Source organism: Parapedobacter tibetensis, from assembly GCF_024704835.1.
GTDB classification, from domain to species: Bacteria; Bacteroidota; Bacteroidia; order Sphingobacteriales; family Sphingobacteriaceae; genus Parapedobacter; species Parapedobacter tibetensis.
On sequence record NZ_JAMXBE010000001.1, the window covers coordinates 352,878 to 366,477 of the forward strand.

Annotated in this window: 9 protein-coding genes; all 9 read right to left on the reverse strand. The window is 48.4% G+C overall.

From position 1 onward, the window contains the following. Positions 1 to 94 precede the first annotated feature (94 nt). The 9 genes from NF543_RS01430 to NF543_RS01470 all read right to left on the reverse strand — a co-directional run bounded on the left by NF543_RS01430 (position 95) and on the right by NF543_RS01470 (position 13,396). Positions 95 to 1,129: a LacI family DNA-binding transcriptional regulator gene (locus NF543_RS01430; RefSeq protein WP_257666299.1), complete on the reverse strand. Its 1,035-nt coding sequence runs from the start codon at positions 1,127 to 1,129 to the stop codon at positions 95 to 97. 19 nt (positions 1,130 to 1,148) lie between these two features. Continuing rightward, positions 1,149 to 2,474: a sugar porter family MFS transporter gene (locus NF543_RS01435; RefSeq protein WP_257666300.1), complete on the reverse strand. Its 1,326-nt coding sequence runs from the start codon at positions 2,472 to 2,474 to the stop codon at positions 1,149 to 1,151. Next, complete coding sequence (locus tag NF543_RS01440; protein WP_257666301.1) at positions 2,471 to 3,397, reverse strand: ROK family protein; 927 nt, start codon at positions 3,395 to 3,397, stop codon at positions 2,471 to 2,473. The genes NF543_RS01435 and NF543_RS01440 overlap by 4 nt, the downstream gene beginning before the upstream one ends. 2 nt (positions 3,398 to 3,399) lie before the next feature. Continuing rightward, positions 3,400 to 4,581 (reverse strand): glycoside hydrolase family 88 protein, encoded by a 1,182-nt coding sequence (locus NF543_RS01445; protein WP_257666302.1) that lies wholly within the window; start codon positions 4,579 to 4,581, stop codon positions 3,400 to 3,402. A 27-nt stretch (positions 4,582 to 4,608) separates the two neighbouring features. Next, the gene (locus tag NF543_RS01450) at positions 4,609 to 6,051 is read right to left on the reverse strand and encodes a glycosyl hydrolase family 28 protein (protein WP_257666303.1); all 1,443 of its coding nucleotides are present in this window, start codon (positions 6,049 to 6,051) and stop codon (positions 4,609 to 4,611) included. 1 nt (position 6,052) lies between these two features. Beyond that, positions 6,053 to 7,354 carry an alginate lyase family protein gene (locus tag NF543_RS01455; RefSeq protein ID WP_257666304.1) on the reverse strand — a complete coding sequence of 434 codons (1,302 nt, stop codon included), beginning with the start codon at positions 7,352 to 7,354 and terminating at the stop codon, positions 6,053 to 6,055. 72 nt (positions 7,355 to 7,426) lie between these two features. Beyond that, on the reverse strand, positions 7,427 to 8,449 hold the full coding sequence (locus tag NF543_RS01460; RefSeq protein ID WP_257666305.1) for an IPT/TIG domain-containing protein: 1,023 nt from the start codon (positions 8,447 to 8,449) through the stop codon (positions 7,427 to 7,429). A 38-nt stretch (positions 8,450 to 8,487) separates the two neighbouring features. Then, positions 8,488 to 10,260 (reverse strand): RagB/SusD family nutrient uptake outer membrane protein, encoded by a 1,773-nt coding sequence (locus NF543_RS01465; RefSeq protein WP_257666306.1) that lies wholly within the window; start codon positions 10,258 to 10,260, stop codon positions 8,488 to 8,490. 22 nt (positions 10,261 to 10,282) lie between these two features. Continuing rightward, a complete protein-coding gene (locus NF543_RS01470) occupies positions 10,283 to 13,396 on the reverse strand; it encodes a SusC/RagA family TonB-linked outer membrane protein (protein WP_257666307.1) in 3,114 nt (1,037 codons plus the stop codon). Positions 13,397 to 13,600: the final 204 nt, after the last annotated feature.

Consider the following 13,600-nt stretch of genomic DNA (forward strand, 5'->3'; position numbering starts at 1 on the left):
TCCGGCTATCCCTGCGAAATTTGCCTCGGTTCGCTCAAAAATAACCTGTAAAAAATTGCACAATACAAATTTAAACAGGCTCTCAATTCTTCTGTTAACTTTCCGATTTGATCGAAGACTTCCTGATTTGTAAGTTACTTTTAAGCACCACGGTTTGGAAGTCAACGACTTCATGAACGGCCACTGTCGTCAAGCGTTCAAGCATGAGGTTAATCACATGCTCAGCAATTTCACTGATCGGCTGTGCGATCGCTGTAATCGATGGGGTGAATAACCTGAACATATTATTGTCATCAAAGACCACTACACCCATGTCGTTCGGTATCTGCAAGCCAAGGTTACCAATCGCTTCTAGCCCGTTTTCAGCGATATAATTCGTTGCAAAGAAAATCGCGTCGATATATGCATGTGAAGCAATAAATTCTTCGATTTCCCCTATGGCATGCGACTTATCATCGTGGTACTTTACCCGCTTGATGATATACGCTGCATTATTTTCCGAGATTGCCTGCAAATATCCCCGTTCGCGTTCGAGCATCTGCACCTGATCGGACGAAAGCGTCATAAACGCAATATGCTTATAGCCACTATTAATCAAATGCTTCATGGCTTCATAAGCGCTGTTATAATTATCGACCATCACACTATCCGTATGGATCCCCGGCAGCGTCCGATCGAAAAATACAACCGGGTAGCCTTCGGCCATCAATTCTTTCACCTCATCTTCGATACCTGCTGGTGGTGCGATGATGTAGCCGTCCAACTTATTGTTCTTGTAGACTTCCAATAGCTCTTTGGCTTTCCGGGTTTCGTTTTCAGTACTGCTATACACGATTTTATATCCCATTTGGTATGCCCGTTCCTCAATCTGCCGAGCAATCGCCGAAAAAAACGAATCGGAAATATCCTCTACCAACATCCCGATCGTCCGTGTCTTCCCGCTACGCAACCCTTGCGCATATTGGTTGGGGACATAGCCGATTTCTCTGATGTAATCGTGAACCCGCTTCTCCATTTCCTTACTCAGCTGGGTCTGGCGCGCCTTACCGTTCAGCACCAAGGACACCGTCGTTTTGGAGACGCCGAGTGTCTTTGCAATATCGGCAATCGTTGTTTTTTTCTTTGCCATGGGCCAGTCTGAAACCTATCTATTTAATGCCGAGTTCCTGTTGGATCTGCTCCAGGGTTTTCCCCTTTGTTTCAGGCATCACGCGCCAAATAAATAAGAAGGAGATCAACATCATCACTGCATAAAACACAAATGCATAGAAACCTCCTAGCGGACTTCCTTCTACGATGATGGGAAACAACCATGAAATAACGGCCGCCATGATCCAGTGCGTGGAGCTACCCAGTGAGCTTCCCTGCGCGCGCACCGAATTGGGAAAAATTTCGGCGATAAACACCCAGATTACGGCACCTTGTGAAAATGCAAAGAACGCAATGAAACCAACCAGGTACACGATGATATAAGGATTAGCCACATCAGGCTTGCTAAACGCAATAGCCGTGAGCACCAGAAAGACCACCATTCCCAAGGCTCCTGTCAGCAATAAGCGTTTCCGGCCAAATTTGTCAATCACTGCCATCGCCAGGATGGTAAACAGAAAATTCGCCAAGCCAATGTATACCGATTGTTGGAACGCATCCCCCCTGTCGAAGCCTGCCATCTCAAAAATACGGGGTGCATAATACAAAATCGCGTTGATGCCTGACAACTGGTTAAACATAGCCAGCAGCACGGCATAAACAATCGGTTTATTATACTTCCCATTGAACAAGCTTTCTTTCCCAGCGCCTGCACCGCTGGTGGCAACGACGTCATTGGCCTTTTCCAATGCGTTTGTTTCACCCAACCGTATAAATACTCGGCCAGCATCGACAGCCCTTCCTTTGCTCGCCAACCAACGCGGACTTTCGGGAATCCACCAAAGCAATCCATAAAATACCATCGCTGGTATTGCCATAATGCCCAGCATATAACGCCAAGCGTCTTCACCTCCGAATCCAGCCAACAAGAAGTTTGTTAGATAAGCAATTAAGATTCCGGCTACGATATTCAGCTGGAACATACCAGCCAAGCGCCCCCGAATAGCCGCAGGGGAAATTTCAGAAATATACATCGGCCCTACCACGGAGGAAGCGCCTACGGCTATCCCACCGATAAACCGGAAGAAGATAAATCCTTCCCAAATCGTGGTCACCGCACACCCGATAGCGGATAGGAAATAGAAAATGGCTATGACAAACAACATCTTTCGACGGCCATATCGTTGTGCAGGCCCACCGATGATCAGCGACCCCAATACAGTCCCAATGAGGCTTGAGGCCACGGTAAATCCGAGCCAAAACGAATCAAGTGACCACAATTGCTGAATCGTCCGCTCCGCACCCGAAATCACCGAGACTTCGAAACCAAAAAGAAATCCGCCCAACGCTGCAATGAGGGCTATACGCATAGGATAGTTGTTCATGGAATTAGTTGTTTAGGAATATCTTGCTTTATAAAAAATAGGCAAGCTGCACCGACCAGTGCAGCATGTTCGCCCAATTGCGCTAAACGAAAACGGGGCCTTATGCCGTGCGCCCGCATCACGGAGCGCATATTGGGCAAAAACAAGGCGTGAGCCTTGGCAATGTTGCCACCCAAGATCACATCAGTAGCCTCCAAATCGACGGCTTTTCTACTGATAACCGCTGTAAGGTTAAGAGAAAATTCCTCGAAAATTTGCAAGGCGTGTTCATCGCCTTCGATGGCCAGTCGACCGAGTTCAGACACGGTGAGATCACCCATGCCTCGTGCATGGCACTCCTTATGGAACCAACGTGTGGTGAGGTAATCATCCACGATGCTGTCTTTATACGACTCCAGTCCTACATGCTTATCAGACGTTTTTCCACCGTGACTGAACGCCGAACCAAATCCAGTGCCCAATGTAAAACCGAGCACGCGGTCCGCATGTGCATGCCCCGCTGCGATAACCTCACCATGCAGAAACGCCTCTGCGTCATTCCGGAAGCGGATATTGCCTGCAACAATCCCGAAGTGCGCTGCGAATGCTTCCCGGATATCTACGCTATACAGATTCTCGTATTTGTCCAGCCCCTTGATCAACGATACGCCTTGCGCGTAGTCGAATGGCCCGGGCATGGCAAAGGCAATCCGATATGGTCGCGTGCCAGACTTTTCGTAAACCCGCTCAAAGGCATTAAACCAGTTTGTAAAGATGACCTCTTTCAATCCCTTACTGTCAACCTTGATCCGTTCCGTATAATCATCCACCACAGTGGGATTCCCAGCTTTGACCAATCCAACAGTAATGTGGGATCCTCCAATATCGGCTGCGGCAATCATTTCCTCCTCCGCTGCAACCAGCGTGTTTTCTGAGCCTTCCATCGTTATCCTTCTAATTTTTTCAAACGAAACAAGGCCTCCAAATAATAGTAATCTCCATAATTGATGGAGGTATTTATCTCCGTTCCGTTCGGTTTATGTCCTGTCACGTGTTGCAACAGCGCAGTTTTGCCGACAGAACCCGCATGATAATGGGTCGATAATGACTTAAGCATGGCGATTGCAGTTTCGCGATAAACAGCTTTCTCTGGTTGGTCTACGAATGTGCAGAGCTCCAGTAGCGCCGAAGCAACAATCGCTGCTGCGGAGGCATCACGCGGCGCATCAGGGATGTCTGGGTCGTCAAAATCCCAAAAGGGCACACGGTCTTCCGGTAACCGATCTATGTAAGTATCTGTTACACGCTGGACAAAATCGAGAAATTTCGGGTCCTTAGTTTCGCGGTAGACCATCGTGTAACCATAGATTGCCCACGCCTGCCCCCGTGCCCACATACTTTCATCGGCATTTCCCTGGTGTGTTACCCGCTTCATACGTCGGCCATTGTCTTTATCGTAAATCACCACGTGATAACTGGTAAAATCATCTCGAAAATGGTTCGCCATGGTCGTTTCCGCATGCTTCACTGCGATGTCGTATAAGGAGTCTGCTCCTCCATTTTTGGACGCCCAAAAGAGCAATTCCAAATTAATCATATTGTCGATAATCGTGTTGTGTTGGGGCCATTCCATTCCCGGCACCGACCGAGGCCAAGAGAGGATGGTTCCCACAGCTGGATTATAGAGCGTCGCCAACGAATCCGCTGACGCCAAGATAATCGGCTTGTATGATTCATCTTGCATTAACCGGTAGCCATTGCCGAAACTATTGAACACCTGAAAGCCGAGGTCATGATCAATCACCGGCTCATGGGATAATGGTCTTAGCTGTAGGGTAAATCGGTCGGCCGCTTCGCGTAGCATCTCATCGCCAGTGGCTTCATACGCATACCAGAGCAGTCCCGGCCAAAAGCCGCTCGTCCAGTCTTGATACGTTACATAGCGCCACGTTTCGTTGTCCTCCGTAATATTCCGGGGGATATTCGGCGGGTCTTCGGGTAGCACACTCAACGTTTGGCGGACTTGTGCAACCCCATAGTCTATGTCTTTTTGGTAGTCATGTTTAACATTGTCTTTACAGGATAAAATGATCAACAGTAACGATATCAGTCTAATGGTGTGCTTCATTTGTGCGTTTATAGTGTGTATGGATCGTTAATCTCGGTCATCGGTAGTTACAAAAGTGATACCCGCTACATGCTCCCCCACAAAGAAACCGGCCATATCGGCGGTTTTATACCAGGCGGGTTTCCCTTCCATCCTGTCATGGATGGTCGTGCCATTTATCACCAGGTTCTCGAAAACGATGTTCTTTATCTTTCGCTCTTCGTTGTAGCCGGCAATGATGGATAGCTCCGCATTTTTCCCGGTATAGGAAATATTCTTGAACAATACATTTTCAATCCCCATACCGGGCGCCGTACAGTATTTGGGATTGTAGAAAATCCGAAGGTTAACCAGCTGCCCTTGCCTGAAATCTTCTATGCGGATGTCTTCAAATTTCACGTTCCGGATGAGGTTGTTATCCCCGGCATTGATGCTCAGGCAACCTTGGTAATCGATCTGTGCCTCCTGATGATCGAGGATGTCTATATCTACGTAATGAAGGTTCTCGATCACTTCGGGATTCTCGGTATTTCCATGGATACCGATGAAAATCGGATGAGCCACATCTGCCCATAATGTCGAATGTTGCATGGTAATGTTGCGGGCTCCTCCCACAAACCCTTTCCGTGTTGCGTATACCGTGGTGCAATCATCCGAGTTCCGGCAAAATACACGGTCGAAAAGCACATTATTGCTGGCAAATACGTTCATTCCATCTCCCCATCCATAATAACTGATACTTTTTACATTTCGGATGGTTACCGAATCAGATCCTCCAGTAGCACACTGGGTGGTAAATAGTCCGTCTACCAGCACATTGCTTGAATTCGCAATTTCTATCCCCATCTTTACCGTATGTTCCACCATTCCGCGACCGATTACTTTCACATCACGAACGTTATGAATCAGTAACCGCCCCCGCAACACCGCACTACCATCTACATAAACCGTTTTACCGGAAGGAACCTGAAATTTGCCCTGTTCAAACGTATGGATACCGGGGCCAAAATAAATCACATCCGGATTATTCCGATCCGGGATATCCGACAGAAGGGGGTTCGCAAACAGGTGGAGGTTACCAAAGATATCCCCATTCACTTCGACCGAGAGGTTGCGGGGCCCCTCCAGTACGAACGTCACCGTCTGTCCGTCGGTAGCCGGCGTAATGCCATACGACAGCGGCCTTATCCGTGCCGAATCAACCTTACCACGATTATAGGTCACCGTTACTTCCACCTTTCCTTCAACATCAAAAAAAGCCATGGACGCATCGGTCACGTTGTGTCCCGCCCCGGCAACCCGGTCAACCTTGATCAAATATACGGGCAACGTTTGCCAGCTTTCACCCGGAACCCTTACCTTAACGGTGTAGTCATCATTCAGCAACGCGCCTTCCGGAGCCGGATAGACAACGAGTCTTCCATCAGCGAAAACCACGTTCGCTGACAGAAGCAGTCCGAGTGCAAAACTAAAAAAACGAAAATTCCGCATACTAATCCAAGGTAAACATGAGCGTACCAAAGCCCAATTGGTCAAATCCGCCACTATTCGGCCCATAATCGCCCCCACCGCCTTCTGGCAAGGTCGTCTGTACACCCATACCGGTATAAGTGGCCGTCTTCCCTTTGACTTTTGTGTAATGGAAATAAGGTGCAGACCACATCGGCCGGGCAGACCCTCTTCCTTGTTCGCTGATTTGGGTATGTATTTCTACTTGTGAACAATTAGCTGCCCACAGGCGGGTATATTCATGGAATGGGACGCTCAGCCGAGCGACGTTGTATTTTGCGGTATACTCGCAGGCCTTCAGGAAACGGTTATCGTCGAAACCATAGAAATCATCCCCTTGGTTCCATGTCAATTGGCATATCGTAGCCAACAACGCGATGACCAATGTGGAGTGTCCTTGGTCGCGTCCGCTTTCCTGCAATTGCGCCAAGCCCGTGTCGGCACCGGTAAACACATGGTTAATGGCTTTCGTTAGATTGCCATTTCCTCGCCCCTGCTGCAGGTAATGTACGGCATAGTTGTACATCGACCGGTTATCGGTCAATATCCCGATGGCCATCACGGATGCCAGGTTACAAAGATCCCAATTGGCCCAGTAGTGGGAATCGCATGTGCCCCAATGGGTGTTCAAAAACGCCATATTCAACGTATAGAACACGTCGACCATCCATTGCTTATAGGCTGCAAAATCTTCAGCAGTCCAGCCCTCGTAATCCCGCAATAGCTCTCCAGCCAGCGCAAACTGGTAGCCATAAATCCCGCCCGCCAGCGCAGTGTTCGAATCCCCACTGATTCGTTCACAGGTAGCAGCCCACGCATTGAGTATCTGTACCGCTTTATCGGCATAAGCATCATCGCCGGAAATCTTCCAGCGCAAGGCAAGCTGATAAGCTGCGGCCACATCATTGAATGCCCTGGAATAGTTATCGGGATCCGGCTCTTCTCGCGAATTGCCTCCCCTGACCAGCTTCACAACAGGATTGGGCATGTAAGACAGTTGGGCGCGGGAATTGGCAGTCAACTTATTCCACCCCGACACCCAAGGCTCCGCACCGGCATTGATTTTCGTCTTGATACGTGCAAAGTCCTCCGCTGTATGGAGTCCTCCGACATGTTTAATCGGAGTGGTAGGCGACAAGGTGTCGATGTATTGCATTACGCCCTGATTGGATGTGGTGTCTATCCCCGGGTCTATGTTGTTGACCGTGCCTTTTGAACAAGCGGCGGCATACAATAGGCAGCCCATCATGAGCGATACTGTGGTGTGGATTGTTAAACGTTTCATACCATCGAGATTTATCAGTTGTTAATAAAGGCATCAAGAGCCTGTTTGTTTTCGAACCTATCCTACAGGCGCTTATTGCTCCACAATATTGCCGTAAAACTCAATCTCAGCTATATTGCCATTTCCAACTGGAGCAAAATAATAGATATACCGGTAGGCTTCTTCTGTATCAATAGCGACCTCTGTGTACACACCTACCGGTGGCGTTTCAGTAATTTTATGCAGCACGACATAGTCACTTAACGAGGGATCATTTGAAGCCCTTATTTCCGCATCAACCATCCGAACCGGATGTGAAGCACGGGGCACATAACGAACCGACTTCAAAACGGCGGCTTTGCCATCGCCCAAATCGTAACCAACATAAGAAGGGTTACCGGGACCGTCGATAAAAGTCGTAATATCGCCGTCTACAGCTGCCGTTATTTCAGTAGCCGGATTGCCTCCCCAAGACCCAGCGTGCCCAATGAGCGTACCGGATAGTTTTTCAATGCCCACCAGTAGAAACGGCCCGGTTAGACGCTGACCATCCACCATTAAAATAATAGAGCCTGAGGGTACGTCTGATACCGTAAACCGTACTTCCGTAGGGCTAACAGAAACTATCTGGACTTCTTCAGCACCGATAAACACCTGCACAAGCGAGGGGTCGTTTCCAAAATTCTCACCTGTGATAGTCACCTCATCACCCACTGCGGCCATTTCGGCGTCAACTGCAACAATCCTTGCCGAAGGCAAATAGACAAACGCTTGAGAAGTAGTGTCTCTTTTCCCGAAAATCTCTATGGTCAATATGCCAGACATTCCATTTTCCGGAGCTTGCACAACGATACGACTATCTTCTACCGTACGAACGGTATCGGCAAGGACACCTCCAAAGTAAACTTTGACTGCGTTGACCGCATCGCCAAAATCGGCCCCTTCTATCGTGATATCGCTGCCAATATAGCCCTGTTTTGGATAGAAATCCTCCACGACAGGAGCAGGATACACAAACTCCCTGAAATTCGGGCCCTTTTCACACCCTGCCAAGAACAGGCACATAACCGCTACCATACCGGCTGCGATCATGTTGTTTAATATCAGTTTTTTCATTTTTTTCAAATTTCTAATCGGTCTATGAATCGTGCCGCCTAATACCCGGGATTTTGGAGCAAGTTACCGTTCAGCTGGATCTGCTGGATGGAAATCGGATACAGATAATGCCGTTGCATCACCGAATGGTTTAAGTTGCTGGATATTATAACGCAATTCAATATGCCGTCTGCAGTCTGTACAGTCTCTTCACCCCACACATACGTATTAGGCTGGTAGGCTTCCGTCGGGCTTCCGTCTGGATTTTTGAACGGTGTGGCATACGAACCATCGCCAACAACCCTGCCCAATCGGGAGGCATTAAGGGATTCTTCCAGTATCCCCCATCGCTTCAGGTCGTCAAAGCGTTTTCCTTCGCGATAGAGCTCCATGGCTCTTTCCCTTCGGATTTCCTCCCTCATGTCCAATCCATGTGCCGTTGCCAATGCATTGGTCAAGGGGGCCACCGCACCGCGAGCCCTCAACAAATTAACGGATTCGTCCAACTGCTCATCCGTAATCGTTTCATTCAGTTCGTAGAGTGCCTCTGCATAAATCAGGTACACTTCGGCCAGGCGTATGATGGGCCAGTTGGCCGATTCGGTCAGGTCAGGCCGGCGCGAGCCATGGCCAAAAACTGCGAACTTACTGTTGCCATATCCGCCGAAGCCCAAGCCTCCGAATGACAGAGTAATCGTGGCCGGGGCTTGCGTAGCCGCATACAGATAGTTGAGCAAACGACGGTCCCGGTTCTGAAACTCAGACGTGAAAGTATGGTAGCCCTGAAACAAGGGTGACTTATCTGCTGGCAATCCGTCTGTACAGACAGCCATGTCCACAAACTTACGGCTAGGATACAACTGCCAGGATGTCCAGGAAATATTCAGCCTCGACTGCCGGTGTGTAAAATCGTACACACTATAGAGGATAAACTCATTGTTGGTCGATTTGTCATAACCACCGGGATTTGATTCGCCGTCTTCCAGGTTGAACAGGTACCACGAACTCAGGTTTGCCATGCTCGGGTCTGCGTTTTTATTCCAAAGCTCATAGCCCCCGTTGTCCATCACATCTTTCACCTGCACGATTGCGTCTGCCAGATAGCGGTTGATGTTTGACGGATCGTATCCGGCCGTGCCCGCTCCTACGGATACACCATCGCCATCGGTTGCTTGGCCGACATATTTTTGCCATGTGGCGGCATATAACGACACCTGTGCTTTAAAGGCTTTGGCGGCCCAGTTACTGACCCGACCCTTTTCGGAGGCGGGTATGTTCTGTTCCGTGGGCAACCGATTAATCGCCTGATCCAGATCGGATAGTATAAGCTCGATCACCTCGTATCGGCTATTGCGCTTGCCGAACAGTTCCGGAGCGTCTATATCCAGCACATCGGTAATAATGGGCACGCCACCAAACGTCTTCAGGAGGTTGAAATAGGAATACGCCCTGAAGAAATAAGCCTCGCCTACATATTGGTCGATACTTTCCGCCCCATCATATTCACCTACTTTCGAAAGCAGGATGTTGCAGCTCCTTATACCTGAATAGTTCCAATTGTTATTGCTTGGTATGATCGTACCGTGCCCCAGATCGGATCCATTACCATTGGAATTGGCGGATATGTCCGAACTGTTGTCCATATTGCCAAAGCTCCAGCCCTGCAATTGGCCATAAAAACCCGTGGCATATGCCTTAAAGTCACCAGCCTTTTTGAAATAGACCGCATCGGTATATTGTGCCGGTGGGTCTAGATCGACAAAATTTTTCTGGCAGGAGACCGTTGTTGCCAAAGCTCCAAAGGCAAACAAATAATTCAATATCTTTTTCATCGTCATGTACTTTGTATCGTTGTTAAAAGCCTACATTTAATCCGAAAGACCATGTTCTGGCAAAGGGATAACCACTGTTGATGGACGCCTCGCCCATTTCCGGATCGAACCCATCTTTAATGGATGTCTTTTCCCAAAGGTCATTGCCTGAGAAATAAAGCCTTACACGGCCCAATTTCGCCCTATCGGTCAGGTATTTAGGCAACGTATACCCAACAATCAGCGTTTTCAGCCGGATATAGCGGCTGTTTTGCAACATGAAGTCATTGTTGGCATAATTCCAGTTCGCGCGTGTATTGTTGATCGTCAGACGTGGGTAGGGGGCGCCCGGGTTATCCGCTGTCCAGGTTTGCCCCAGGAAGTTGGGATTCTGGTTGGTCCAAATCGCTCCGAACGGGTAGGCCATGTATCCGCTGCGCATGATGTTCTGCTGCAGGTGCCCCTGGAAAAACGCATTCAGATCAAACCCTTTCCATGATCCGCCAAGGTTAATGCCATAAACGAAATGTGGCACGCCGTCACCTGCGTAGACGAGGGAGCTTTCCTCGTTTCCTATTGCTGTGATATTGCCCGTACCTACTACATCGACCTTTTTGGTATCACCGGGCCTCAACGCGACGGCTTGGTTGTTTTGGGGGAAGCCTTGCAGTGCATCACTACCTCCATAAGTTGCATAATAGGCATCCACCTCGGCTTGATCCCTAAAGTATCCATTGGTCTTCCAAACGAACCAAGGCTGCCATGGATAACCATTAACGATACCATTACCACCCGCCCCATAATTGTCTGCACCTTCCACGCCGGTCACCAATGTCCTCGTATCGCCAATATTGACATTCAGGTTATAGCTAAAGTCGCCTTTGGTATCCTTCCACCCCATGATAACCTCCCATCCTTTTGTATTGAAATTACCACTATTGGTTTGGGGTGCATTTCCACCCAATACAGCGGGATAGGTCACATTGATGAGCATTCCTATATTGTCTTTGACAAAATAATCAAAGGAAGTGGTCAGGCGACTATTGAAAAAGCCAAGGTCGATACCGATATTCTGCTGCTTGACCCGTTCCCATGAACGCGTCAGACTGATCAACCCGTTATTGTTCAACCCGCTTGATGACACGGGGGCAGACGGGTATCCCAAAACTGCGGAACCTATACTGACGGTCGATAGGTAGTCGAAAGCACCTAGGCCCGAAGCTTCGTTGCCCGTCATGCCGTATGTCGCACGGATTTTACCGAAATCCAATACGGATGTCATTCCATCCAGAAACGATTCTTTGGAAAAAAGCCAGGCTACCTGTGCTGATCCAAAGTTTTTGAACTTAAATCCGGGAGCGAACCGGGAGTTACCGTCTCTCCTTCCCACGAGCTCAACGATATATTTCTCGTCATAGTCATAATTCAACCTACTGATGTAGGAATACCGGCCAATCAGGGTCTTTCCCCCGGTGTTTGTTTGTGTTTCCAAATCTGCCAAGCTGATATCATAGACTCCGAGGTCTTCAAACCCCACGCGGTTTCCACTAAGCCACTGGGTACTGTTTTTTTCGGCATTGATACCCGCTATGGCCGAAAAATTGTGCAATCCGCTGAATGTTTTGTTATAACGCACCATACCCTCATAAAACTGGTAGTACCCCTGCCACGCATTGGTAAAATATACATTATTGGAGCCACTTGTATTAAGACCGATACCCGTCTGGACACCGTACCAGTTATACAAGGGAACTTCCAAGACGTATCGCTCTTCATTAAAGCGTTCGTTTTGGATAGATGCCAGCCCTTCAATGGATAGCCCGTCTATTATTTCATAGCTAGCTTTTATATCCGCGCGACCAGTGAGCGAGTTCCTGCTACGGCGGCCACCGTCCGCTGTCATGGCAGCCGCATTTCTGATTGCTCCGCCATCAATCCCGTTGAACGTGGCAAACCATTGCCCATGCGGATTTTTCGCCGGATAGAACGGCATGTCATAAGCATATAAGGTGTTATCCAGCCCTACCGAGGGCTCAGCAATCGTAGAGTTGATTAAACTGATTGTTGTTTCCAGCTTCAGTTTTTCGGTTAGCTGATAATCATGGTTCAGGCGGGCGTTTAGCTGCTTCTGACCGTCATAGGCCGTCGCGAGGTTTCCTTTGTTGTCAGCATACCCAACCGAAAGGCGATATGAAGATTTATCCCCACCCTGCGACAAGCTTAGGTTATGCTGATAGGAGTAACGTGTTGCAAACATTTCGTCCAGCCTGTTTGAATTGAAGATGTAAAAATCTGTCCCGAAAAGGTCATACCTGCCCTCGTGCCCCTGTTGCATGAGACGTACATTATCTTCGCCCCAAACCCACCAGTTGGGTGTGGTCTCTTCTTTATTGGCTTCAATCCACAACGTCGCATATTCGGACATGTTCGGGGAATAGCTGGTAATCCCATTGGTATTGAAGCGGAAATTGCCGTTGTAGTCTATCTTCAATTGTCCCTTTCCTCGCTTAGTAGTTACCAAGATGACCCCGTTGGATGCCCTTGACCCATAGATCGCCGCTGCACCATCTTTAAGTACCGATATACTTTCGATGTCATCGGGGTTCAAGTTCTGGAACGAATAATTGTTCAAAACCGGTACCCCATCGACGATGATCAACGGGTTGCTTCCGTTCACCGAGGATGCCCCACGGATCCTGAAATTAAGCCCTTCGTTCCCCGGCCGAGGCGAATTACGTGTCACCACCAAGCCCGGTGTCTGCCCTTGAAGCGCCAAACCGATATTGGTTACCGCTCGGTTTTCGAACACTTCTGAACTAATCGTTTCGACAGCACCGGTAACCGTTGCCTTCTTCTGCGTCCCATAACCTACCACGATTACTTCGTCGAGTTCATCCGTACGCGGCATCAGGTTTATGGTGATGTTTGTTTGCGAACCGATGTAGAATTCTCGCGCATCGTAGCCGATATAACTGACCACGATCACCGCATTTGCCTGTGGAAGCGTAAGTTGGAATGCTCCGTTTTCCCCTGAGGACGTCCCGATTTGGGTATCTTTAATTTTAATGGCTGCACCCCTTATCGGCTCTCGGGTTTCAGCGTCTATGACGCTGCCCGAAATCACCTTGGTTTGAGCAAAGGATTGTATAAAAGCCAAAAGAAATAAAGGCAATAACCAGACACCTCTACTTCGAAAAGCACATTTTAGATTCATAATTCATTTTTTAAGGTTTAATAATCTATTTCACAGACTTGGATTCCCTCCTCCAATTGTCTGGTAATTCAAAAAAAGCTATCTGCACTAGTTTAAATCGGTTTAATCACTTGGGTTTATTTTTACGCATAGAAATCATAATTAAAT